The 24,651-nt window shown below is 54.8% G+C and carries 25 protein-coding genes and 1 tRNA gene; 14 read left to right on the top strand and 12 right to left on the bottom strand.

Annotated features, from left to right (window positions below; genetic code table 11):
* Nucleotides 1-224 precede the first annotated feature (224 nt).
* From BSK21_RS12910 to BSK21_RS12930, 5 genes are all read left to right on the top strand, one after another.
* Nucleotides 225-1,055 carry a hypothetical protein gene (locus BSK21_RS12910; RefSeq protein ID WP_067547254.1) on the top strand — a complete coding sequence of 277 codons (831 nt, stop codon included), beginning with the start codon at nt 225-227 and terminating at the stop codon, nt 1,053-1,055.
* A gap of 149 nt (nt 1,056-1,204) precedes the next feature.
* Nucleotides 1,205-1,984, top strand: a complete 780-nt coding sequence (locus BSK21_RS12915) for an endonuclease/exonuclease/phosphatase family protein (RefSeq protein ID WP_232230436.1) — start codon at nt 1,205-1,207, stop codon at nt 1,982-1,984.
* Between the two features lie 74 nt (nt 1,985-2,058).
* The gene (gene leuB / locus BSK21_RS12920; RefSeq protein WP_067547255.1) at nt 2,059-3,165 is read left to right on the top strand and encodes a 3-isopropylmalate dehydrogenase; all 1,107 of its coding nucleotides are present in this window, start codon (nt 2,059-2,061) and stop codon (nt 3,163-3,165) included.
* 129 nt (nt 3,166-3,294) lie between these two features.
* Nucleotides 3,295-4,272 (top strand): DMT family transporter, encoded by a 978-nt coding sequence (locus BSK21_RS12925; protein ID WP_067547256.1) that lies wholly within the window; start codon nt 3,295-3,297, stop codon nt 4,270-4,272.
* Between the two features lie 62 nt (nt 4,273-4,334).
* Nucleotides 4,335-4,411 (top strand) — tRNA-Pro (locus BSK21_RS12930).
* 55 nt (nt 4,412-4,466) lie between these two features.
* On the opposite strand, the gene ccoS is transcribed toward BSK21_RS12930, so the two are convergent.
* The 8 genes from ccoS to ccoN form a co-directional block, all read right to left on the bottom strand.
* On the bottom strand, nt 4,467-4,625 hold the full coding sequence (gene ccoS, locus BSK21_RS12935) for a cbb3-type cytochrome oxidase assembly protein CcoS (RefSeq protein ID WP_067547259.1): 159 nt from the start codon (nt 4,623-4,625) through the stop codon (nt 4,467-4,469).
* 1 nt (nt 4,626) lies between these two features.
* Nucleotides 4,627-6,804, bottom strand: coding sequence for a heavy metal translocating P-type ATPase (locus BSK21_RS12940; protein WP_067547264.1), 2,178 nt, complete (start codon nt 6,802-6,804; stop codon nt 4,627-4,629).
* Between the two features lie 2 nt (nt 6,805-6,806).
* Nucleotides 6,807-7,274, bottom strand: coding sequence for a FixH family protein (locus tag BSK21_RS12945; protein WP_067547266.1), 468 nt, complete (start codon nt 7,272-7,274; stop codon nt 6,807-6,809).
* The gene (gene ccoG / locus BSK21_RS12950; protein ID WP_067547269.1) at nt 7,274-8,701 is read right to left on the bottom strand and encodes a cytochrome c oxidase accessory protein CcoG; all 1,428 of its coding nucleotides are present in this window, start codon (nt 8,699-8,701) and stop codon (nt 7,274-7,276) included. The genes BSK21_RS12945 and ccoG overlap by 1 nt, the downstream gene beginning before the upstream one ends.
* Before the next feature lie 269 nt (nt 8,702-8,970).
* On the bottom strand, nt 8,971-9,903 hold the full coding sequence (gene ccoP / locus BSK21_RS12955) for a cytochrome-c oxidase, cbb3-type subunit III (RefSeq protein ID WP_067547272.1): 933 nt from the start codon (nt 9,901-9,903) through the stop codon (nt 8,971-8,973).
* Nucleotides 9,900-10,094 (bottom strand): CcoQ/FixQ family Cbb3-type cytochrome c oxidase assembly chaperone, encoded by a 195-nt coding sequence (locus BSK21_RS12960; RefSeq protein WP_067547275.1) that lies wholly within the window; start codon nt 10,092-10,094, stop codon nt 9,900-9,902. Before BSK21_RS12960 ends, ccoP begins: the two co-directional genes overlap by 4 nt.
* Nucleotides 10,095-10,106: 12 nt before the next feature.
* Nucleotides 10,107-10,832, bottom strand: coding sequence for a cytochrome-c oxidase, cbb3-type subunit II (ccoO, locus tag BSK21_RS12965; protein WP_067547278.1), 726 nt, complete (start codon nt 10,830-10,832; stop codon nt 10,107-10,109).
* 12 nt (nt 10,833-10,844) lie between these two features.
* Nucleotides 10,845-12,440, bottom strand: a complete 1,596-nt coding sequence (gene ccoN, locus BSK21_RS12970; RefSeq protein ID WP_067547281.1) for a cytochrome-c oxidase, cbb3-type subunit I — start codon at nt 12,438-12,440, stop codon at nt 10,845-10,847.
* A gap of 180 nt (nt 12,441-12,620) precedes the next feature.
* Between ccoN and BSK21_RS12975 the strand changes: the two genes are divergently transcribed.
* Complete coding sequence (locus BSK21_RS12975; RefSeq protein WP_074039040.1) at nt 12,621-13,463, top strand: universal stress protein; 843 nt, start codon at nt 12,621-12,623, stop codon at nt 13,461-13,463.
* Nucleotides 13,464-13,494: 31 nt separating this feature from the next.
* Here the strand turns inward: BSK21_RS12975 and fnrL are convergent, their stop codons facing one another.
* Nucleotides 13,495-14,232: a transcriptional regulator FnrL gene (gene fnrL, locus BSK21_RS12980; protein ID WP_067547284.1), complete on the bottom strand. Its 738-nt coding sequence runs from the start codon at nt 14,230-14,232 to the stop codon at nt 13,495-13,497.
* A gap of 69 nt (nt 14,233-14,301) precedes the next feature.
* Between fnrL and hemN the strand changes: the two genes are divergently transcribed.
* The 4 genes from hemN (at nt 14,302) to BSK21_RS13000 (ending at nt 18,540) form a co-directional block, all read left to right on the top strand.
* Nucleotides 14,302-15,657: an oxygen-independent coproporphyrinogen III oxidase gene (gene hemN, locus BSK21_RS12985; RefSeq protein ID WP_067547287.1), complete on the top strand. Its 1,356-nt coding sequence runs from the start codon at nt 14,302-14,304 to the stop codon at nt 15,655-15,657.
* A gap of 55 nt (nt 15,658-15,712) precedes the next feature.
* Nucleotides 15,713-16,261, top strand: coding sequence for a GNAT family N-acetyltransferase (locus BSK21_RS12990; protein WP_067547290.1), 549 nt, complete (start codon nt 15,713-15,715; stop codon nt 16,259-16,261).
* Nucleotides 16,262-16,263: 2 nt separating this feature from the next.
* Nucleotides 16,264-17,442, top strand: a complete 1,179-nt coding sequence (locus tag BSK21_RS12995; protein WP_067547293.1) for an MFS transporter — start codon at nt 16,264-16,266, stop codon at nt 17,440-17,442.
* 75 nt (nt 17,443-17,517) lie between these two features.
* The gene (locus BSK21_RS13000) at nt 17,518-18,540 is read left to right on the top strand and encodes an aspartate-semialdehyde dehydrogenase (protein WP_067547296.1); all 1,023 of its coding nucleotides are present in this window, start codon (nt 17,518-17,520) and stop codon (nt 18,538-18,540) included.
* Nucleotides 18,541-19,116: 576 nt separating this feature from the next.
* Here the strand turns inward: BSK21_RS13000 and BSK21_RS13005 are convergent.
* Nucleotides 19,117-19,764 (bottom strand): carbonic anhydrase, encoded by a 648-nt coding sequence (locus tag BSK21_RS13005; RefSeq protein WP_067547299.1) that lies wholly within the window; start codon nt 19,762-19,764, stop codon nt 19,117-19,119.
* A 259-nt stretch (nt 19,765-20,023) separates the two neighbouring features.
* Between BSK21_RS13005 and BSK21_RS16065 the strand changes: the two genes are divergently transcribed.
* From BSK21_RS16065 to BSK21_RS13020, 3 genes are all read left to right on the top strand, one after another.
* Nucleotides 20,024-20,305 (top strand): hypothetical protein, encoded by a 282-nt coding sequence (locus BSK21_RS16065; RefSeq protein ID WP_198039372.1) that lies wholly within the window; start codon nt 20,024-20,026, stop codon nt 20,303-20,305.
* A gap of 91 nt (nt 20,306-20,396) precedes the next feature.
* On the top strand, nt 20,397-21,725 hold the full coding sequence (locus tag BSK21_RS13015) for a leucyl aminopeptidase family protein (RefSeq protein ID WP_231924738.1): 1,329 nt from the start codon (nt 20,397-20,399) through the stop codon (nt 21,723-21,725).
* A gap of 1 nt (nt 21,726) precedes the next feature.
* Nucleotides 21,727-22,530 carry a C40 family peptidase gene (locus tag BSK21_RS13020; protein ID WP_067547308.1) on the top strand — a complete coding sequence of 268 codons (804 nt, stop codon included), beginning with the start codon at nt 21,727-21,729 and terminating at the stop codon, nt 22,528-22,530.
* Here BSK21_RS13020 and BSK21_RS13025 read toward each other — a convergent pair whose 3' ends face one another.
* Together BSK21_RS13025 and BSK21_RS13030 are read right to left on the bottom strand one after the other, a co-directional pair.
* Nucleotides 22,531-22,869 (bottom strand): DUF2794 domain-containing protein, encoded by a 339-nt coding sequence (locus BSK21_RS13025; protein WP_067547311.1) that lies wholly within the window; start codon nt 22,867-22,869, stop codon nt 22,531-22,533.
* Between the two features lie 241 nt (nt 22,870-23,110).
* The gene (locus BSK21_RS13030) at nt 23,111-23,365 is read right to left on the bottom strand and encodes an I78 family peptidase inhibitor (protein ID WP_198039373.1); all 255 of its coding nucleotides are present in this window, start codon (nt 23,363-23,365) and stop codon (nt 23,111-23,113) included.
* 161 nt (nt 23,366-23,526) lie between these two features.
* Between BSK21_RS13030 and BSK21_RS13035 the strand changes: the two genes are divergently transcribed.
* Nucleotides 23,527-24,639 (top strand): S-(hydroxymethyl)glutathione dehydrogenase/class III alcohol dehydrogenase, encoded by a 1,113-nt coding sequence (locus BSK21_RS13035; protein ID WP_067547314.1) that lies wholly within the window; start codon nt 23,527-23,529, stop codon nt 24,637-24,639.
* Nucleotides 24,640-24,651 lie beyond the last annotated feature (12 nt).

A 24,651-nucleotide genomic window follows, 5' to 3' on the forward strand; every position in this document is an offset into this window, starting at 1 on the left:
TTTCGCCCGCCCACGCACCGCTTTGAAATGGTTGCATTCTCGCACCACTCATGCCGCAAAACCGCCCAATAGATTTCGTCATATTAACCCGTTAGTTGCAGCGGGGTCCGAAAATGGGCAACATTATGTCAAAGATGAGGCAGATCGTGCATTTTGCACGAGGTCAAACTGGAAACAGGACACGGCAAAGCATCGGGTCCGGCCGGATTGAGGAAAAAAGAGTAGTGTTTTCGCGAATTGCAGGGGCAGTTCTGCGTGCGGCGTTTGTGGTGTTGCTTGTTGCAACTCCGTCGATGCTGTTACCGGGCACCCATTCAGACACCACCCAAATCGTCGCCCTTGTGGCGTTGATCGCGGCTGTCTTTACATTTGTGGAATACAACTCGGACTACCCCAGCTTGGTCGAATTCCGTGACGCACCACCGTTTAACCGCATCCGGTTCATCGCACTATTCCTGAGCGTATTCTTCATCACGTTGATCGCGCGTGGAAAATTCGAGCAAACCACACTGACACTGTTCATTTCGGCTGTCGGGCATCGCCTGTCCGAGATGATCGATTTCCCGTATTCGCCTGTCCGTTTGATGGTTCTGATGCTGCCGCAAGACGCCGATGTGGAGTTAATCCAATCGCTACGCACTGCCGCGGGCATCTCATACCTTGTTTCTATTGTATCGTTGGCGAGCTTTGTTCTAGCTCTGCGCATGAACCAATGGCCGTCTCGCACAAGTGGCTTCAACGTCTGGACCAACATGCCGACGTTCGACCCGACGGCAGGTGGGGACATTGTGGAACGCCTTCAGCGCGATGGCCAAGTTAACATTATCTTTGGATTTCTCCTGCCATTTGTCCTTCCGGCCTTCGTAAAGCTGGCGTCGGACTTTATTGACCCGATCAGTTTGGCAGAGCCGCACACGTTGATTTGGACGGTTTCGGCATGGGCATTCCTACCAGCGTCACTCCTAATGCGCGGTATCGCGATGGGGCGCGTAGCACAACTGATCGAAGACAAGCGTCGCCGCACGCTATCCGACGATTCATTGCAGCTTGCCTGATTTGGATTGGTGTATCGCCCGCTTGGGCGGACACCATTCGTATCGCAACCTACGCAGCGCCCCTATCCCGAAATGGACCGGGGCTTTTGCTTGCCGACATCCTCAATAAAACACCTGAGATCTGGCAGGTTTCAAAACGAATCGAAACGTTGACCGCTGACGTTCTTTTGCTGACCGATATCGATTATGACCGTGACCTTCATGCACTGAACGCGCTAAATGACCGCCTTACAGCCCCCTATCCTCATGTTTTTGCGCTGAGACCCAACAGCGGCATGCAAACGGGCTTCGATGTCGATCAAAATGGACGGCTTGGTGAGGCGCGCGACGCAATTGGCTATGGACGCTTCAATGGTGACGGTGGAATGGCCATTCTGTCGCACTTCCCCATCGGAACTGTCACCGACTACAGCGATGTGCTTTGGGCAGACCTTCCGCAGAGCCTCATGGCAAAAGATGATCCCCTTCAAAATATCCAACGGCTATCGACTGTAGGGCATTGGCAGGTCGAAATTTCAACACCAAACCATCCACTCACGCTCTTAGCTTTTTCGGCAACTCCACCTGTTTTCGATGGACCCGAGGATCGAAATGGGCGTCGAAACGCAGATGAAATCCAGTTCTGGCAGCGGGTTCTGAACGGTGACTTTGGCCCTCCACCTAACGACTTCGTCATATTAGGCATCGCCAATCTTGATCCCGACCGCGGGGAGGGACGACGTGAAGCCATAATCGATCTCTTGAACGACCCACGGATACATGAGCCACTTCCCAACCAACCCACCGCACACTGGCCCGAACCCATCGGCGAGTTACGTGTAGATATCGTTTTGCCGTCCACCACTCTGACAATTCACAACGCAGGAATAGAGGACACACCTATCGGACCACATCGCCCCGTTTGGGTAGATGTTTTATCAGCGCCATAAACCCCTTGGTTTCTTGACCCTTGGGCAGCAAACAGATAGGCCATCCCAGACCTTTTCAGACAAGGAAGTACGAGATGTCCAACCCCTCGATCCTGATCCTCGCCGGCGACGGCATCGGCCCCGAAGTAATGGGCGAAGTTAAGAAGATCATCACTTGGTACGGCGACAAGCGCGACCTCGCTTTTGACGTAAGCGAAGACCTCGTTGGTGGCTGCGCCTACGACAAATACGGTACCCCACTGCACGACGACACAATGGCCAAAGCGCAAGACGTTGACGCTGTTCTGCTCGGCGCTGTTGGCGGTCCGCAGTACGACAACCTGGACTTCTCGGTGAAGCCAGAGCGTGGCCTTCTACGTCTTCGCAAGGAAATGGACCTGTTCTCGAACCTGCGTCCAGCCCAGTGTTTTGACGCACTTGCAGATTTCTCGTCCCTGAAAAAAGACGTCGTTGCTGGCCTCGACATCATGATCGTCCGCGAACTGACCTCGGGCATCTATTTCGGTGAGCCGCGCGGCATCATCGAAGAAGGCAATGAGCGCGTGGGTATCAACACCCAGCGTTACACCGAATCCGAAATTGCACGCGTTGCACGTTCGGCATTCGAATTGGCACGTAAACGTGGCAACAAGGTCTGCTCAATGGAGAAGGCCAACGTGATGGAATCGGGTATCCTGTGGCGTCAGGTTGTCACCGAAGTTCACGATGCGGAATATCCAGACGTTGAACTGTCCCACATGTATGCAGACGCAGGCGCAATGCAGCTCTGCCGCTGGCCCAAACAGTTCGACGTTATCGTAACCGACAACCTGTTCGGCGACCTTCTGTCGGATGCAGCTGCTATGCTGACTGGCTCTCTCGGCATGTTGCCGTCGGCATCGCTCGGCGCTCCAATGGAGAATGGCCGTCCGAAAGCACTCTACGAACCGGTACACGGTTCTGCGCCGGACATTGCTGGCCAAGGCAAAGCAAACCCAATCGCATGTATCCTGTCGTTCGCAATGGCTCTGCGCTATTCTTTCGACCAAGGCGCCGAAGCTGACCGTCTGGAACAAGCGGTTGAGAAGGTTCTAGCAGATGGCGTTCGTACTGCAGACCTGCTCGGCCCTGAAGGTGGCGTTCCTGTTTCCACCTCGGAAATGGGTGACAAGATCATCGCGGCGCTCGACGCATCGCTCTAATCGCGATCTAAATTTTAGGAAGCGGGCGTTCATTTGAGCGCCCGTTTTCTTTTGCCTGAAGTCAGGAGTTTATCACTTGCACCACGCCAAAACCCGCTCCATAGCTGGGTTAGCGCAAACGGAGGCACCATGGCGGAATACGCAAAGAGCAACGTAAAAGGGGCGTTTTATGCCTTGGGCGCGATGGGTATCTACGCAACCCACGACGTCGTTGTGAAGTATCTGGGAGAAGCGGGCTTTGGCGCGTTCCAGATCATTTTCTTTGCGGCTTTGTTGAGCTTCCCATTGGTCACGATCATCCTGATGCGCGACACCGAGGCTGATAACCTCATCCCTCGCCACCCATATTGGATGGCCCTGCGTATGGCGTGCATGGTGAATACGGGTGTTTGCGCCTTCTATGCCTTCACCGTGCTCGAATTGGCGCAGACTTACGCAATCCTCTTTGCCTCACCGTTGTTGATCACCATTCTGGCGATCCCGCTGCTGGGCGAAAAGGTAGGCATTCATCGTTGGCTGGCCGTTATCGTCGGCTTGATCGGGGTCATCATCGTACTGCGCCCTGGCAGTTCTGAACTGTCGCTAGGCCACTTTGCTGCGATGTTTGCCGCGGTGACAAACGCCGTCGTAGCAATCATTTCGCGCAAGATTGGCGCTGAAGAACGCTCCGTCGTCATGTTGATGTATCCGATGCTGGGCAACTTCGCGGCGATGGCGATTGCGATGCCGTTCGTCTACCAACCGATGGAGATCGAGCATCTAGGCATGACAGGCATCATCGCTCTCTTCGGCCTAGTCGCGTCTTTCCTCTTTATTCAGGCTTATCGCTCTGGCGAGGCAGCTATCGTCGCACCCATGCAATATAGCCAGATCATCTGGGCGACGGTTTACGGTTACTTTCTGTTCGGTGAAAAACTCGATGCGCCCACGGTCATCGGAGCATCTATCATTATCGCTTCGGGTATCTACATCGTCTTACGCGAAACTCGTGGTGCGTCGAACACCAAACCAGTGTCCCAAACACGCCTTCGGAGCGAAACTGTCACCTCTCCACGGGTCTCGGTTTTGATGCGCATTCTCAAGGTCAAACAGGGCGGAAATTCCTAAGTGAATTAGGCTCCAAGGGCCTTGCAAATCCCCTATGGAAACGGTAACCCGCACTCCACGGTCGGAGCGTAGCGCAGCCTGGTAGCGCACCTGCTTCGGGAGCAGGGGGTCGGAGGTTCGAATCCTCTCGCTCCGACCAATTACGAAGAAGGCGCCTCTGGGGCGCCTTTTTTGTTGTCTGGTCTTCCGCTCAATCAATCAGCCGGATGATCGTCATAATCAGTACGTAAAATGCGGGCTGCATCACCATCTGGGTCTTCATACTGTTTGGACCGCATCGTCCAGAAAAAACCGAATAGGCCTACCGCACCCAAGCACAGCGATACGGGAATGAGGAGTGAGAGAACTTCCATTTTACTTGGTCCGTAGAGCGTTGAGTGAAACGATAATCGAAGATGATGACATAGCAATTGCAGCCGCAAGTGGCGTTGCAAAGCCCATAAAGGCTATCGGCACTGCGATCATATTATAGACCGCCGCTACGGCAAAGTTCTCAAGAATTCGAGACCGGGCCGATTTCGCGGTTTTAATACCTTCTATGATCCGCGAAAGATTCCCGCTCACCAACACCATATCTGCGGCGACCCGAGTAGCCTCAAGCGCCGATGCTGGTGCGATTGACACATGAGCAAGAGCCAGCGCACCAACGTCGTTCAAGCCGTCACCAACCATCAGGACACGTTTACCCTGCGCGGCTTTCTCACGCAGAACTTCGGCCTTGTCTTGAGGCAATACGCCCGCCTGCCAATCGGTGATCAACAGTTCATCAGCAAGCTTGGATACGGCGGCGGTTGTATCGCCCGACAACAATGTCACAGGCATTCCTTGCGCCTTAAGACCCGCAATCAACTCCGCTGCCCCATCGCGCAGCGCATCTTCGAATTGGAGCGCAAAGATTTCGCCATCGATATCAAGGATTGTAGCGCTCTCGCCCTCAACCCCAATCCATTCGGCGCGTCCCAAACGCACCGTCCGACCATCGAGTAGACCCTGAACCCCCATACCTGGCTGTTCAGTTATATCCGTCACTGTCACGGACGGCAGATCACGTCCCCGCCCAGCAGCAACAATCGCCTTAGACCGCGGGTGGCCCGACCCTTGAGCCAATGCAGACGCGATCGCATGCACTTGAGGGTCCAACTGGGTGATGAGCCGAGGCGTTCCCTTTGTCAGCGTACCTGTCTTATCGAACACCACCTCGTCAATCTCAGCGAGGCGTTCGAGCGCGGTCGCATGTTTGACCAGTAGCCCCGCTTTAAACAAACGTCCTGACGCTACTGTAGACACCGCAGGGACCGCCAGACCCAATGCACAAGGGCAGGTGATGATCAGAACAGCAACAGCAATATTCATCGCATGCCGCACATCCCCACCCGTCATCCACAGCCAGAAAACAAACGCTGCGAACGCAAGAATATGGACGAGCGGTGCATAGATGCGAGCAGCACGGTCAGCCAAGGAATTGTATTTGGACTTTGCCTGCTCTGCCATAGACACAAGGTCAGCCAGCGCATGTAGCAAGGTATTCTCACCAACAGCTGTAGCACGTATTTGCAGGGCGCCTGTCAGGTTGACCTCGCCCGCTTTCACTTCGGTTCCGATACTGACCGCGACGGGATCCGTTTCACCTGTGAGGAATGCACGGTCTAGTTCGGATGCTCCGCCAACCACTTCACCATCGACAGGTACGCGGCTACCCGGCTGAACGAGCAGAAGGTCACCTACAGCTACGTCTTTGAGGGATACGGTCTCCGCTCCGTTCTCACCAATGCGCAGCGCGGTAGGTGCTTCCATCGCGGCAAGCTCGGTCGCGGCGGATCGCGCAACGCTGCGCATTTTTTGATCGAGATAGCGACCAGCCAACAAAAAGAACGTCAACGACAAGGCCGCATCGAAATAGGCATGGTCGCCATGGCTGATCGTTTCAAACAATGACATGCCAGCCGCGAGCAAAATCGCTAGCGTGATCGGCACGTCCATATTCAAGTGCGCCACCTTTAGTGCGCGCCATGCGCTTGTGTAAAATGGCCGCGCCGAAAACACGATGGTCGGCAGCGCTATTAAGGCAGACAGCCAATGGAACAAATCGCGTGTTGCGTCCGTTGCCCCCGACCAAACCGCAACAGACAGCAGCATTACGTTCATCATAGAGAACCCAGCCACGCCTAACCGCATCGCCAGATCACGTGCTGAACGGTCCGCCTCGCCCACCGAGAGCGTTGCGCTGTCCAGCGGAGTTGCCTCGTACCCGAGGCCCGCGATGAACGCGACTACGTCTTCGTCGCTTGTGGTCGCAGGCACCCGCACGGTTGCCCGTTTACGGGTCAAGTTTACCCGTGCATCTTCAATCTCTTCCCGAGCGAGAAGTCCGCGTTCAACCGTCTGAATACAAGCCGCGCAGTGGATCGTCGGAAGAGACAAATGCAATTCGCGGCTACCTTCGGTCGCGTCCTTAGCCGCACGACGGATGGCGATTGGAGTTGCCACACAGGCGGGACAAGCAGCAACTCCGGGATATTCAGCGGTGCTCATAATTAACTTCCGAACTTAACCTGAAGCCTTTGATGAAAATTGGTGCCATCGGCGGCAACCGCTTTGAGACGGAAATCCCAATTCCCCGGCGCTGTGTTGATCGGTGCACGATAAACACGCCCATCGAACACAAACTCTGGCATTTGGTCATCACGCACGTTGGTCGGGCGACCAAAGATGCCGCCGATTTGCGCGTCACTGACAGGCTGTCCATCAGCACCAACCAGTTCAAGGATCAACTCATCACCCTCGACCCGCGCCTCGGCAGTCCAACCCAACGCGATTTGTTCGGCCCGTTCACGGTCAAACTCTTGGCTGGCGACGTAAGAGTTTTTGACTTCAAGACCGGGGAACGTCCTAATTGCGCTGAAGGCCATGACCAAGTTCACAGCAATGATAACCACAAAGAAGGATGCGAAGATTGCAAAGAACTTTGGACCAGTGATTGGGGCCTTAAAGAAACCGAGCATCAGTTGTTCCTTCCGTTAAAGATAGTATCGACAGACGCACGTTCCTGATTGGTCAAATCTGTGACCCAGAAGGTGAACGGCACACGCTCGGACGAGGCGGCTTCGCTGCCTGCTGGAGCTTCGACATAGACGCGAACGTTTTTCATTTCATCAGCATTCACGGTGATGATGGTGCCCTCAGAGCCCTCAACATCCAAGTTAAGTTCAGACCCATTGTTCAGAGCCAACCCAAATGGACGTGCCTCACCGTGTTTGTTGCGGAGGCGAACCTCATAGACGTTACGGATGGTGCCATCAGACTTCACAATAAAGGTCGGGTTACGCACGGGCGATACCGTCATATCGATATCCGAACGAATGAACAGTGCGAATACAAGAGCAAAGCCAACGATAGACCACAGCGCAGTATAAAGGATCGTGCGAGGGCGCAGGATATGCTTCAGCACTGGGATTGTTGGCTTGCCCTGCGTCTCGGATTCCTCGTCCTTGAGAGCGAGATAGTCGACCAGACCACGCGGTTTACCGATCTTGTCCATCATCTCGTCACATGCGTCGATACACAGACCACAGGTGATGCATTCCATCTGCTGACCGTTGCGGATGTCGATCCCCATCGGACACACGTTCACGCAAGCCATACAGTCGATGCAATCACCCTGATTGGTATCAACCGCTTGTTTTTTCAGCTTGCCGCGCGGCTCACCACGCCAATGACGATAGCCGATGGTGATGGTGTCTTCGTCCATCATCGCGGCCTGAATGCGCGGCCACGGGCACGCGTAGATGCAAACCTGTTCACGCGCGATGCCACCAAAGAAGAAGGTCGTCGCGGTCAGAATAAACAGTGTAGTGTAGGCAATCGGGTGTGCAGAACCGTTCACCAGGTTAACAAGTAGCGTCGGCGCATCGGTGAAATAGAAGACCCAAGCGCCACCAGTCGCCAGAGCGATGAACGCCCAAAGCACCCACTTCGTCAGACGCAGACGCGCTTTGTTTGCGCTCCACTTCGCATTCCAAAGACGGACACGGGCGTTACGGTCACCCTCGACCCAGCGTTCAACAAGGATAAACAGGTCGGTCCAGACGGTTTGCGGGCAAGCATAACCACACCAAACCCGCCCCAAAGCGGAGGTAAAGAGGAACAGACCGAGGCCTGCCATAATCAACAAGCCCGCCACGAAATAAAACTCGTGCGGCCAAATCTCGATCCAGAAGAAGAAGAAGCGACGGCTGGCGAGGTCAACGAGAACCGCCTGATCCGGCAGTTCCGGACCACGGTCCCAGCGAATCCATGGGGTCAGATAGTAGATCCCCAAGGTTATGATCATGATCAGCCACTTAAGATTACGGAATTTCCCCTTAACACGACGCGGAAATACAGGTTCGCGGGCGGCGTAAAGTTGTTCTGGGGCCTCAGGAGAAGACATAATTAAATCCTAATATGGCTGTTCGCATTGTCCCCTTTTGGAACGGGAGCATTCAAGTCGCTTTGACTCAGATCAACAGTAATTGTCACACGAGCGATTCAGGATTAAATTTTACCTAATTCGCAAAAGAAAACACCCTCGGCGGTGAAACCAGCCGAGGGTGTGGCCCTCTCGCCAGAGGGAAGTCATCGGTCAGGCGTCATGCGCGAACAGGGGGCTAGACCGATGGATTTCGACGCGGCGGCTGCAACACCGCGTCGAAAATTCTTTTACTGACCGCCACCAAGCTGGTGAACGTAGGCGGCAACTGCATTGATTTCAGCAGCCGACAGGCCAGAACCAGGACGGAACTCTTCGGACCAAGCGGGCATGACGCCTGCGCGACCCTTGACCAGTGTTTCAGTGATCGTTGCTTCGTCACCGCCGTAGAGCCAAATAGCATCAGTCAGGTTCAGAGCGCCGGTCATTTCACCATCAGGGTAAAGCGCAGTCGGATCTTCGTATTCGCGAGTAGCAGCAAGGCTGCCCATACCTGCGTCACCGTGGCAAGATGCACAGTTGTCGAGGAACAGGGTTTCGCCTTCAGCAGCCAAAGCCGCATCATGCTCTTGGCCCGAAATTCCACGAACGTATGCAACTACCGCGCTGATTTCTTCGCCAGAGAAGACGTCTGCGAAGGACGGCATCACACCACCGTAACCGCGAGCCGAGAACGACTGTTCGTTACGGATACCGTTGGTCACAGTGAATGCGATCTCGTCGATACGGCCACCCCAGATCCAGTCGTCATCAATGAGAGCTGGATAGCCTTTGGCACCAGCCGCACCCGAACCGTGGCACTGAGAGCAGTTCGCTTTAAAGACAGCCGAACCCATGTTCACAGCAAAGCCGTGCAGGTTTTCGTCATCTTTCAGAGCGGCCAGATCAACAGTCTCCAGCGCGGCGACCATATCAGCGTTAGCTGCATCAACCGCTGCCATCTCGTTCGCAACCCGAGCGCGGGTCGAGAAGCCGAGGTAACCGGCGGTTGCCTCCTTAAGACCCGGCCAGGCGGGATATGCTACGGTGTACCATACGCCCCATGCAATACAGGCGTAGAACACCCAGACCCACCAACGCGGAAGCGGGTTGTTGTACTCTTCGATGCCATCCCAAGAATGGCCGGTCGTTTCGACCTCTTTTTTGTCATTACGCGTGCTCATGTCCGAGCCTCCAGATCAACGTTTGTGTCAGGTGCAGGGGCATCTTCGTGCCGAAACAGCACGCTTGCCGCTTCGTTGTGGACCGTCCGGCTACCCGGACGGAAAGCGAAAACAATCGCACCCACAAAGAAGACAAACATCGCCAATAGCACCCAGCTGTCTGCGATTTCGCGGAAAATGTGGTAGTTCATCTCACACTCTCCTTAGCGGCTCGCATCAGGTTCAAAGGTGGAGAAATCAACCAAAGTGCCAAGCATCTGGAGATAGGCGATCAATGCGTCCATCTCGGTCAGCTCGGGTTGGCCGTCGAAGTTCGCGACGACTGCACCCGGATAGCGCTCCACCAGACCATCCCAATCGCCATCCGGATTGACTTGAACTTCAAAGTCAGCAGTGGCGCTAGCGATCATTTCTTCGGTGTAAGGAACACCAACAACCGCGTGGGTGGACATTAGGTCAGCGATATAGGTTGGCTCCAAATCACGATTCAGCAGGAAGCTGTACTTCGGCATAACCGATTCAGGCACAACCGACTGCGGGCTCACGAGGTGATCCACATGCCATTCGTTCGAGTAACGACCGCCAACACGTGCAAGGTCAGGACCTGTACGCTTGGAGCCCCACTGGAACGGGTGGTCATACTGCGATTCCGCTGCGAGCGAGTAGTGGCCGTAACGTTCAACCTCATCGCGCATCGGGCGGATCATCTGCGAGTGGCAGACATAGCAGCCTTCACGGACGTAGATTTCACGACCCGCCAACTCCAGCGGGGAGTAGGGGCGCATGCCCTCTACGTCCTCGATGGTGTTCTCCAGATAAAAGAGCGGAGCGATTTCTACGATCCCGCCGATGGTAACTACACCGAGTGCACCGACCAGAAGCAGGGTGGCGTTCTTTTCCAGAACCTTGTGTTTATCAAGGATACCCATTTCCCGATCTCCTTATTCTGCAGCGGCGACAGCAGCGGCAGCAGGCACACGCTTGCTAAATGCTGTCATCCACAGGTTGTAGGCCATGATGAGTGCGCCAGTCAGGTAGAGAATACCACCCGTGCCACGCAGCACATACATCGGGAATTTCGCAGCAACGGTGTCAGCGAAGGAGTTCACAAGGAAGCCGTTCGCATCAACTTCACGCCACATCAGGCCTTCCATGATGCCAGTTACCCACATCGAAGCGGCGTAGAGAACGATGCCGATCGTTGCGAGCCAGAAGTGCCAGCTCACCATGCGGAGGCTATAGAGCGATGCACGGCCCCACAGACGCGGTGTCAGGAAGTACAGAGCACCGAAGGTGATCATACCGTTCCAGCCAAGAGCGCCAGAGTGAACGTGGCCGATGGTCCAGTCGGTGTAGTGCGACAGCGCGTTTACTGCGCGGATCGACATCATCGGGCCTTCGAAAGTCGACATACCGTAGAAGCCGATGGAGATAACCATCATACGGATGATCGGGTCAGTGCGCAGTTTATCCCATGCACCAGACAGGGTCATCAGACCGTTGATCATACCACCCCACGACGGCATCCACAGCACGATCGAGAACACCATACCAAGGGTCGAAGCCCAGTCAGGCAGAGCGGTGTAGTGCAGGTGGTGCGGGCCAGCCCAGATGTACAGGAAGATCAGCGCCCAGAAGTGGATGATCGACAGTTTGTAGGAGTAAACCGGACGTTCAGCCTGTTTTGGTACGAAGTAGTACATCATGCCAAGGAAGCCAGCGGTCAGGAAAAAGCCCACAGCGTTGTGGCCATACCACCACTGGGTCATCGCGTCTTGAACGCCAGACATCACTTGAACCGAACGCGAACCGAAGATCGACACGGGAACAACGAGGTTGTTGACAATGTGAAGCATCGCGATGGTGACGATGAACGACAGGAAGAACCAGTTCGCAACGTAGATGTGCGGCTCTTTGCGTTTGATGATCGTTCCGAGGAACACCAGCAGGTACGCGACCCAAACGATAGTTAGCCAGAGGTCAACGTACCATTCTGGTTCTGCGTATTCTTTCGACTGGGTTGCGCCCATCAGGTAGCCAGTTGCGGCCAGAACGATAAACAGATTGTAACCCCAGAACACGAACCACGCGAGGTTGCCGCCCCAAAGGCGAGCAGCCGAAGTGCGTTGAACGATGTAGAACGATGTCGCGATCAGTGCGTTACCACCAAATGCGAAAATCACTGCAGAGGTGTGCAGCGGACGCAGGCGACCGAAGTTGCCGAAGCCCTGTAAAAATTCAAAGTTGAGCGCAGGGAACGCAAGCTGGAACGCAATAAACGTCCCCACCAGGAAGCCAGCAAGGCCCCAGAAGGTGGTCGCGATGACCCCATACCGCACGACGCCGTCCATATAGCCGGTCTCGGGCGCAGATTTAGGTTCGCCGGCGCGACGCACCGACCAAATAAAGAGGCCGGCAGCGACGGCCATCACGATCAACGCATGGACCTGATAAGCCAGGTCGCGCGCGAAGTTCGCGGCAACTGCGGCGGCAAGGGCGACAACCCCCAACACCACTATTTTAATCCAATCCCACATATCAAACGTTCCCTTCTTCTGCCTGCGTGGATTCGTTTCGCAGGACTTTTGCTCTGGTTGGGGTTTCCCACCCATCCAGCTCAACTGCCTTGATCCATGTCAAGTTATCGTGAGCCTTCTTTTGCTACCCAATACAGGTCCAAACGTGCCGATAGAGCATGACCATCACGGGAGTATGAAATGCCTTACAAGACCATTTCGGTCGTTATAACCGACAGTGCGGCTGACTTAGACGCGCTGGTGACAGCTCACACAATTGCGAGCCGGTTAGACGCGCATCTTGATGTTCACTGTATTGGCATTGACCCGGCACGTTATGATCCAATGCCGGGCGGAACATCGGCCCACATGGTCGAAACCGGTCTAGCCGAAGCCCGAGCGCGTGCTGAAACCCTTGAAAAATGGGCTCTTGAGCATCTACCCGGCGAAAAAGGGGCGCTTTCAACGCAAGCTGTCGTCATTCCACAGATGGGTCTGGACACATTGGTTGCGCGTCTTGCCCGCTACTCTGATCTTATCGTCGCCTCGAAGCCGTACGGCAAAAACCGTGGCCCACTTCAGGTCAACGTCCTCGAAGCAGAACTCTTTGGCACTGGCGCACCTGTTCTCGTGGTGCCCGAAACGGGTCCTGTAGGTGTTGAACCTTTCAAACGCGTAGCGATTGCGTGGAACGAAAGCAGCGAAAGTTTTGCCGCAATCCGCGTTGCCATTCCGATTCTCGCTGCGGCTGATCAGGTCGATATCGTCATGATTGATCCGCCGAGCCATTCTCCTGAACGGTCCGATCCGGGTGGTGCAATCTGCATGATGCTCTCGCGCCACGGAATTCGGGCTGAGGTATCCATCCTTGCCCGCACAATGCCGCGTGTTTCCGATGTTATGATGCGGTTCGCGACCGAACATGGCTGCGATTTGATCGTGATGGGCGCCTATGGCCATTCCCGTTTCCGCGAATCAATTTTAGGTGGAGCGACGCGTGACCTCCTTGAGCGGACAGAAATCCCACTTTTGATGTCACATTAAAGATGACAAAGGCGGCCAGTGGCCGCCTTTTTTATGGGATCATCCCGCCATCCATGTCATCGCCCGTTTCGAGCAACAATGCTTGGAAGTCATCAACGCGGATGCGCCGCTTCCCGTCGAGATGAATAATGCCTTCACGTTTCAGGGCAGAAATCTGACGGCTCACGGTTTCGAGCGTCAGACCCAAATAGTCCGCCATCGCCTCACGAGTGAGCGGCAGATTGATATTAATCTGACCTGACAGCGGCGACATTCCGATCACAGATTCACGACGTGCAATGATCGCCAAAAGGCTCGCGATTTTCTCGCGCGCGGTCTTGCGACCCAAGATCAGCATCCACTCACGCGCCGCGTCCAATTCGTCCAGCGTCATATCTAGAAGGCGTTCCGCAACGTGAGGCGTCGTCATCAGGAGCTGTTCGAACGGCTTGCGGCGGAAACAGCAAAGGGTCACATCACTGACAGCGATAACGTCATAGGGCGAATTTGCACGGCCCGGACGACCGATGAAATCCGACGGCAATAACAGCCCGACCATCTGGGTCCGACCATCCTCAAGCGTCTGGCTCAGACTTGCCACGCCACGCACCACCGACGCCACAAACGTCAGTTCATCACCGGCCCACGCGATCGACTGACCGGCCTCGTAGTTCCGATAGTATTTGATCAACTCCAATGCTTCGAGTTCGTCTGAATCGCATTTGGCACATACGGCCCGATGACGAATTGGACATTCTTGGCACTGAATATCGAGCGAGATTTGACTCATCGCAAAAACAATCCTGGTTCGCGCAGCTATTAAGGAAACACTATAACCCATTTTTTGGAGGGATACACAATGGAAACCCGTAGCAGATTGCGGGAATTGGGACTCTTTGACGCTCGCGCGCCACGATATACGAGCTACCCACCTGCCAATCACTTTAACGGGAATGTCTCTCCCGAAACGACCGCGGAATGGTTGCAGGCTGTTCCATCGGGCGAACGTGTTTCATTGTATTTACACATCCCATACTGCCGACGCCTATGCTGGTTCTGCGCATGCCGCACCCAAGGGACAAGCACAGACCGTCCATTGGTTCCCTATTTGAAATTGTTAAAAAAAGAGCTGGCTCTGATCGATGCGCACCTACCAAAGGATGTGCTGATCAGCCAAATCCACTTAGGCGGGGGCACCCCGACGTTGCTCCCCCCTGACTTGATCCTCGAGTTGGGCGAAGCAGTGAACGCCTTCCGCCCAATGGCCGACGATCTGCAATTCTCGGTAGAGATTGATCCGACGGAGGTCGACCAAGCCCGCATCGACGCGCTGGTTAAAATCGGTATGACACGTGCGTCAATTGGCGTTCAGGATTTTGATCCGGCCGTTCAAGACGCGATTGGCCGCCAGCAGACTTTTGATCAAACGCGTGATGTTGTCACGATACTCCGCGATGCGGGGATAAAGTCAGTGAATATGGACATCTTATATGGCCTGCCGCACCAAACACGTGAACGGATGGCGGATTCTGTGCAGCGTGTTCTTTCCCTATCACCAGACAGAGTGGCTCTGTATGGTTATGCGCACGTTCCGTGGATGGCCAAGCGGCAAGTAATGATCCCTGCCGACGCACTCCCTGACGCGGAAACCCGTCTCGACCTGTTCGACATCGCCCGCGATTTGTTCATGTGGGACGGCTACCAAGAGATCGGCATCGACCATTACGCTCGCCCCGAAGATAGCCTTGCGACTGCAGACAAAGCAGGGACAATGCATCGTAACTTCCAAGGCTACACCGATGATACTGCAAAGGTCTTGATCGGCTTGGGCGCTTCGGCAATTTCGAAGTATCCGCAAGGGTTCGCGCAGAACATTTCGACGTCTTCGAAATACGCTGTTGCGATTGAAAGTGGACAGCTGGCAACGGCGCGTGGTCATACCATGAGCAATGATGACACCTTGCGAAGCGATATGATTGAAAAGCTGATGTGCAGCTTTGAACTCGATCTCGCTGACATAGCCGCGGAACATGGCCTACCACTTTCAACCATTCAAAAGATGGTTCAGCCGATGATCGATCAGTTCCATGACCAAATGGTTATCAAAAACAACGTGATCCGCCTGAACGAAAATGCGCGTCTGATTGCGCGCCTCTGCGCTCAAAAGATCGACGCGTATCAAATGCCAGAAGGGCGACACAGTCGCGCCCTTTGACCTGTTCGAAATTGCCAGCTAATGATGTCCTTGATTTGATCAAATTGAGGACATCATGGCATTTGATCCCCAACCTACCCGCAGCGGATACGGTTATTCTATTTCTCCGATGACTGAAGCCGATCGGGATGCCCTCTACCATGCTGCGTCGGACCCTGTGACGTGGGCAGGGCACCCCGCCAGCGACCGCTACAAGCGCGAGGTTTTTGATCCATATTTCGATAGCCTTCTGGCGAGCCAGGAAACGGTCATTCTCCGCACAGAAGATGGGGTGGTAATCGGTTGTTCTCGTTACTATCCCGCCCCCGATGTGCCCAACAGCATTTCCATCGGCTATACCTTTATCGACAGCAAGTATTGGGGTGGCGCGACCAATCGGGCGTTCAAGCGACTGATGCTAGAATACGCTTTCGAAACCTTTGACGAGGTTTGGTTGCATATCGCTCCGTCAAATATCCGCTCCCAAAAAGCGAGCGTGAAAATCGGTGCGAAATGGCGTTATGATGCTGACCTGTCTTTGGGCGGTGGCGCAGTGCAACCGTGGAAGTGCTACACGGTCTCACAGGCTGACTGGAACGCGGCCTTGCCGTCGGGAACCAATTAAAAATGCGTCTCGGCATCGTCGTCCTTATTTTGGCCTACGGAATGAGCCAGTTTTTCCGTGCGTTCATGGCGGTACTCGCACCGACACTAACCACTGAAACTGGTGCGACCGTCGAACAACTTGCCACGGCGTCTGGTGTTTGGTTTCTGACATTCGCAGCAATGCAGATCCCGATCGGCGAAGCGCTTGACCGTATTGGACCAAAACTGACTGCCGCCGTCGTGTTTGCAGTTGGTGGCGCTGGCGGAGCCGCAATGTTCTCAATGGCAACTGAGCCTTGGCATATTACGGTTGCGATGGGCCTCATCGGGATTGGCTGCGCACCTGTCCTCATGGCCTCATATTATATTTTTGCCCGCACTTATTCGCCCGCAGCATTTGCCTCACTTGCCGCGATGATGGTGGGGCTGGGATCACTGGGGAATATCATGAGCTCTGCGCCGCTTGCTTGGGCTATTGAGGCATTCGGCTGGCGGCCCACGGTGCTGGGGCTAGCGGCACTGACGCTCACCATCGCGGCTCTCATAATGGTCTTGGTTGAAAACCCAGAACGCGTCACGCACAGCCAAAAAGGAAGCGTTCTGGATGTTCTTAAAATACCAGCACTCTGGCCGATCTTATTGTTCCTGATGGTGATCTATGTGCCATCCGCGGCGTTGCGCGGCCTATGGTCCGGCCCCTATCTGCAATCGGTTTTCAACGTCGACAGCACAGTCATCGGAAACGTAACGTTTTTCATGGCCATCGCAATGATCGTGGGTAGCTTTGCCTACGGTCCACTGGACCGTGTATTTGGCACACGGAAATGGATCGTTTGGGTCGGGAACTTTATGGGGATGTTGGCCTGCGTTGCCCTCGCGATATGGCCCGACCGAGGTCTTCTCAGCGCAACCATCCTTTTGTCGGCGATCGGCTTCTTTGGCGCGTCTTACCCGATGATCATGGCACATGGGCGCGGGTTCCTTCCACCGCACCTCGTTGGTCGCGGAGTAACGCTTATGAACCTGTGTTCTATCGGAGCAGTCGGCCTTATTCAAACCTCTGCAAAGCCGCTCACCGCCGCGCTTTGGAGCGGCACGACGACAGCCGCTGAATCCTACAGCAGGCTTTTCGCCTTTTTCGCCGCCCTTTTAGCAGCAGGTTTGATCGTTTATCTCTGGTCAAAAGACACAAAGGCCTAGTGCGGCTTTATCGACCTCTTCCACTTGGCCCCCTTTGCAGCTATACGCCCCACTGGTTAAACCAAGGAGAAGCCAATGGGCTATAAAGTCGTCGTCGTTGGCGCCACGGGCAACGTGGGTCGCGAAATGCTCAATATCCTCGCTGAACGCGAGTTTCCGGTTGATGAAATCGCCGCTCTGGCCAGCCGTCGTTCGCTGGGCACCGAAGTGAGCTTTGGCGACAAGACCCTTAAGACCCAAGACCTCGACACGTTTGATTTCGCAGGCTGGGACATTGCTCTGTTTGCAATCGGCTCTGACGCGACCAAAACCTACGCGCCCAAAGCGGCAGCATCGGGTTGCGTTGTCATCGATAACTCCTCGCTTTACCGCTACGATCCGGACGTTCCGTTGATCGTTCCTGAAGTGAACGCTGACGATGTTGTTGGCTACACAAAGAAAAACATCATTGCGAACCCGAACTGCTCAACTGCGCAGATGGTTGTCGCTCTGAAACCGCTGCACGATCGCGCAAAGATCAAACGTGTTGTTGTGTCTACCTACCAGTCGGTCTCTGGCACGGGCAAAGAGGCAATTGACGAGCTGTGGGATCAGACCAAGGGCATGTATGTCCCGGGTCAAGAGGTCGCTCCGTCTGTTTACCCGAAGCAAATCGCGTTCAACGTGATCCCACACATCGACGTGTTCCTCGACTCGGGTGACACGAAAGAAGAGTGGAAAATGGTCACCGAGACTAAGAAGATCCTCGACAAAAACATCAAACTGACCGCGACCTGTGTGCGCGTTCCTGTGTTTGTAGGTCACTCGGAATCGATCAACGTTGAGTTCGAAGAATTCCTCGATTGGGAAGAAGCGACCGACATCCTACGCGAAGCTCCGGGCATCATGGTTGTTGATAAGCGTGAAGCTGGCGGCTACGTCACTCCGATCGAATGTGTTGGCGATTACGCAACCTTCATTTCCCGCATCCGTCAGGACGTTACCGTTGAGAACGGCATCAACTTCTGGTGCGTGTCGGACAACCTTCGCAAAGGCGCTGCCCTGAACGCCGTTCAGATCGCAGAAGTCCTCGGTCAGCGCTGCCTGAAAAAAGGCTGAGCGTCACGCTAGAATATTTTGAAAGGCCGGCCCCTGGGTCGGTCTTTTTCGTTTGATATCGAATCAAACACCGCGAGAGCTAGGACCCTGATCTCCCAAATAGAATAAGAACGGACGTTCTCTGCTCCGATCCGGCAAATACCCCCTACAATTGAATAGGGTGGCCCTACCCACGTCCCTCATTCAGCCACCCCTACGCGCAGATGAATTTCTTAAACATCCTGAGGTAGATTAACCCTGAGGCGAGCATGTCCCAACAAATGACCGCCTCAGTCAAGACGAACCTTCTTCTGTCCGGTGGCAGGCGTGTCCCAATCCTCGTTCGCTACCGGATATGAAGCACCCCGCCAAAACCCTGCTCGGGCCGCAGTCACCACTCACAACGGATCACTGATCCACAATATAGGACGAAAACGATGTCACTTGTGATGAAAGCTCGTCAACGTCGCCGTGCGGCATTGCTTGCCAGATACCGCAAATTAATTGCGTCACGTCCTGTCGTACTGCGAGGCGTTACAGCTATCTAAGGGAATTACCCCTGACGTAGAAAAGGCGACCCTTGGGTCGCCTTTTTCGTTAAACAGCTACGAATTTCTTGGACGCAGGGTCATAGGCATCCAACGTGCCGTCACCGATATTATTCCAAAGACCGTGCAACGTCAGCATATCGTCATCGAGAGCCTTCTTCACAAACGGGAAGGTCGCGAGGTTTTCCAAACTAACCAGAACGGCCTCTTTTTCCAGCGCCGTTGTGCGATTTTCGTCTGGCAGTTCGCGAACACGCTCAAAGCCGGGGCGCAACAGGTTTAGCCAAGTGCCCACGAAAGAAGTTTTGTCTTCAAGTTCAGGCGCATGCCCCATGCACATCGCTTCGCATCCAGCCACACCACCGCATTGGGAGTGACCCAAAACGATTACATGTGCGACTTTCAGCGTTGTCACAGCATATTCGACCGCGGCGGACGTACCGTGGTGATCGCCATCGGGATTATACGGCGGGACAAGGTTTGCGATATTTCGGTGGATAAAGAACTCGCCTGAATCCGCACCGAAGATCGACGTCACGTGAACGCGGCTATCACAGCACGAGATGACCATGGCTCGCGGGCGCTGACCTTCATCAGCCAGTCGCCGATACCACGCACGGTTTTCGGTATAGGAGGTCGCTTTCCAACCTTGGTAGCGGCGCACCAAGTAATCCGGCAGTGGTCGAACGAATTCCATCTTTTCTCCCTTTCTGAACGGTTTCACAAATAGGCGGCATTTTCCCGAATTTCGAGACATTTTTCATTCTGCTGTAAACCAGTTGCCAATCGCCTCTGGGTAAACCAGACCCATGCAAGATCCGTTTTCATATAGGCTTGATGCCATGCCGAGGTCACAGCGCGTTGTACGCCTTGTGCCACGACACCAATGTTTCCCTGTCACCCTAACACTTGATCGCATTTTGCGGGATTGCGACGATGACAAGGCCGAAGCCAAGTTGATCGAAACGTTTGAACATCTAGATCGGCTCCTTGTTTCAATTGAGAAATTTCACAAGGCGGGCGCGTATGTGGCCTTGCCGGACCTAGCAAACGTTTTAGCTAAACGCCTCACAGAAATCGGACTTGGGGACGCCGCTATGATCGCCGGTCACATTGCAGAATGCGCACGTCGGCCAGATGTGATCGCGCTCAGCGCCGTAATCGCGCGGCTGGAAAGAACTGTCCAATTTGCAGCACACAGCATATTTGGAGAGGTCATAGGACCAAAGCAGCCTTGATACCGCAACGGACTCAGATAATGTCATCTAAAATTTTAGGAGATGCATCTTGACCCTTTCGCGAACAGACTCGCACCCAATTCCCACATGGGTGGTATCGCCAGAAAGTTGGACAAGTTTTTCTGCCAACCTGTCGCCAGTCGCTCTCAATTGGGCAACTCAGCACGGATTTAATGGAGGCGCAGGTCAAGCCGTCATCGTCCCGAACGAACATGGCGAAATCAACCTAGCGCTTCTTGGAGCTGGGGATGAGAAAGCGAAGTCTCGACAGCGTTTTATCGTCGGTGCTGCTGCGGCCAAACTGCCCAAAGGCACCTACAGTCTCGAAGGCCTCGATGGCGACGAACTGTTTGAAGCCGCACTAGCATGGGAACTTGAGGCATATCGCTTTAGCCGCTACCGGACTCAATCCGAAATGCCAGCACTTCTTGCACCGAACGAAGCGATAGATGGCACAAGACTAGCCGCTTTTGTGAATGCGGAATATCTCACGCGCGACCTCATCAACACCCCAGCGAGCGACATGGGGCCCGAAGAACTGGAGCAAGCCACACGCGATCTCGCTCATAAATTCGGTGCCCGCGTCCAGTCTGTCATCGGGGACGACCTCCTGACCGAGAATTTCCCACTGATACATGCCGTTGGACGAGCCTCGCCCCGTTCGCCACGTTTGATAGAGATGAATTGGGGCACTAAGGGTCCTCGCCTAACTCTGGTTGGCAAAGGTGTCTGCTTTGATACGGGTGGGCTCGACATCAAACCCTCTGCATCGATGGGATTGATGAAAAAGGACATGGGCGGTGCAGCAACCGTGCTGGGCCTCGCCTACATGATTATGTCGCTAAATATGCCGCTGCAGCTACGGGTCCTGATCCCCGCGGTCGAGAACTCGGTCGCCGGCAACGCATTCCGCCCACAAGACGTCCTGCAAAGCCGCAAAGGGCTCAGCGTTGAGGTCAACAACACCGACGCCGAAGGTCGCTTGGTTTTGGCCGATGCACTCGCATATGCGGCGGAAGACGAACCCGATTTCCTTGTGTCGATGGCCACACTTACTGGCGCCGCACGGGTCGCCGTTGGCCCTGACCTCGCGCCATTCTACACTGATGACGACACTGCGGCGGACGCACTAACCCGTGGTGGCAAGGCGATGTTTGACCCCGTTTGGCGGATGCCATTTCATGCGCCGTATGAAGCGCTGCTCGAACCAGCGATCGCAGATTTGGACAACGCCCCATCGGGTGGCATGGCCGGATCGATCACAGCGGCATTGTTCCTACGTCGGTTTGCAAGCTCCGCGTACATGCACTTCGACATCTATGGATGGCAACCAACCGCAGCGCCAGGACGGCCCAAAGGTGGTGCAGGCCAAGGCGCGCGGGCGTTGCTACACGCATTGAACGACATTCTGGATCTCTGACATGTCAGACCGCCGCACGACTGCCGTGAATGAGCGCGTGGCAGCGTCCCATTTGCTCGGCACCGTTCAAGCGCCAGCGTTCGTCGATGGTGAAACGTCTTATGTCCAGCGCCCCGTTGTTGACCTTTTGGACATTCCGGGGGGCAAGCGGGATCGACAGCTTTTGGCTGGTGCAAAGGTCACAGTTTATGAAGATTTGCACGGCTGGTCGTTCGTTCAGTCCGCACTCGACGGCTACGTCGGCTACGTCCTTAGCTCTGCGTTAAACCAAACATGGCGACCGACACATCGCATTGTGACGAGATCGACCCACGCCTATCGTGACGCAAATATGAAATCGGCGGATCTCCACCGTCTATCATTGGGCGCCGAGGTCCCTGTTGAAAGCATTGACGGTGAGTTCGCCGATACACCCCTCGGCTATATCCCTTCCTCGCATTTGCGACCCTGCAACGAATTCGAAACTGACACCATTGCCATAGCAGCGCGACTTCTCGGCACGCCCTATCTATGGGGCGGTAATTCTGCGGACGGGATCGATTGTTCGGGCCTCGTTCAAATGGCTCATCGGCTATGCGGACTGCCCTGCCCTGCTGATAGTGACCAGCAACAGGCCGCAATGGGAATGTCGGTCGATGACGCTCCACAAAAAGGCGACCTATTTTTCTGGCCCGGCCACGTGGCTTTGGTCGCGGACCCTCAACGGATCATCCACGCAAACGCCCATCATATGGCTGTTTCCTATGAACCGATCAAAGATGCCCTAGAGCGGATCGGGCCTGTGACTGCGCATAAACGGTTGTAATCAGTCAACCGCTCGGATCAACTTCCGTTCGAGCACGGACAAAACGGCTTTCAGGTCGTTTCCGCGTTTCAGTACTTGTCCCTCCGCACCAATGACGGCGTATTGGCCTTGCTTCAAACGAAGCTTTGGCCGTTTTTCAATACGATACAGGGAATGCTCTGCCGTGCGCCGGAAGACAGAAAATATCGCGACTTCTCGTAGGCACGACAGCCCATAGTCCCGCCATTCACCGACTGCTACGAACCGACCATATAACCCGAGGATCGGCGCAAGCTCCGTGCGGTGGAAGGCAACCTGCTCTGGTTGCGCGGCAAAAGACGTGGGTATTTGTATCGTCATAACGTTAAGATTTGCTGCAATTTCGTTACAAATCAAGCATGCCTTGATGTTGCCCAGAAATTACCTCGCAAAGGCCCTCGACCGGCAAAAGTCGCGCCGCAATCATTGCGCATAACCAACTTATGCAAAGTGCTACGACGCGGCGATGTTTAGCCCCCACCCAGTTCGCCGCGTCGGACACATTGCGAAGAATAGGACCCCGCATCCCCAAGATGCGGGATTTCCTGTTATTTCGAACTGCCTACCCACAGAAGATGCGGGTCAGTGTGCCGTCCTCGCCGACCTGGAAATTCAGACGCTCTGCGCGATAATCCATCGTCATTATAGAATTTGGACGCAACACGCGAACCTGCCGTAGGATCAATACACCCTCAAGCACCGTCGCATCGCGTCCGATCAGACCGCCATACTGAGCTCCACCACAGGTATCTTGGGCTACATCTGGGAGGACTGGTAGTTTAGATGTGCCAACGTCCTGACAAGCCGAAAGAAACATTGAGGACACAATAATAGAAAAAACCAATCGGGTCATTTTTGTCATTTTCATCATCTAGTTCACTTCAATCATCCACATCCACATTCGAACCGAAAAAATACCGTTGAATAGGACTTTAGCATCGTTCACCTTTGCGGAAATTGCAAAAAGGGAGGTTTCGCATGCGCACCCGTGCAGCAGTTGCCGTAGAAGCCGGCAAACCACTAGAAATCATGGAAGTGAACCTCGAAGGCCCGAAAGCGGGCGAGGTCCTGATCGAAGTCAAAGCGACGGGCATTTGTCACACTGACGAATTCACGCTTTCTGGTGCGGACCCAGAGGGTCTGTTCCCTGCCATTCTCGGCCACGAGGGCGCTGGTGTCGTTCTCGAAGTCGGTCCTGGCGTGACCAGTCTCAAGCCTGGTGACCATGTTATTCCGCTCTACACGCCGGAATGTCGCGAGTGCGAATACTGCCTCAATCCAAAAACCAACCTATGCCAATCGATCCGCTCGACCCAAGGTCAGGGCCTCATGCCGGACGGTACATCGCGGTTCTCGATGCTCGATGGCACCCCGATCCTGCACTACATGGGTTGCTCGACCTTCTCGAACCACACTGTTCTGCCTGAAATCGCTTTGGCGAAAGTTCGTCCCGATGCGCCGTTCGACAAAATTTGCTACATCGGCTGTGGCGTCACGACGGGTATCGGCGCGGTTATCAACACCGCAAAAGTCGAAATCGGCAGCCGTGCGATCGTCTTTGGTCTCGGCGGTATCGGCCTCAACGTAATTCAGGGCCTCCGTCTTGCAGGCGCGGACCAGATCGTAGGCGTTGATCTAAACCCCGACAAAGTGCCCATGGCGACCCGCTTTGGCATGACCGACTTCGTGAACCCGACCGAGGTTGACGGTGATCTGGTGGCCTACCTCGTTGCGCTGACCAAAGGTGGCGCGGACTACACGTTTGACGCAACGGGCAACGTGAACGTCATGCGCACAGCACTGGAATCGGCGCACAAGGGCTGGGGTGAATCGATCATCATCGGCGTGGCACCTGCTGGCGCAGAGATCAGCACACGTCCGTTCCAGCTTGTCACTGGTCGCAGCTGGCGCGGAACGGCATTTGGTGGCGCTCGTGGCCGTACTGACGTACCAAAAATTGTCGATTGGTACATGGACGGCAAGATCGAGATCGATCCGATGATCACCCACACGATGCCACTCGAAGACATCAACAAAGGCTTCGACCTCATGCATGCAGGTGAATCGATCCGTTCGGTTGTGATCTTCTAGAACACAAAAGCC

Origin of the sequence: Marivivens sp. JLT3646, assembly GCF_001908835.1 — a bacterium.
Lineage (GTDB): Bacteria > Pseudomonadota > Alphaproteobacteria > Rhodobacterales > Rhodobacteraceae > Marivivens > Marivivens geojensis.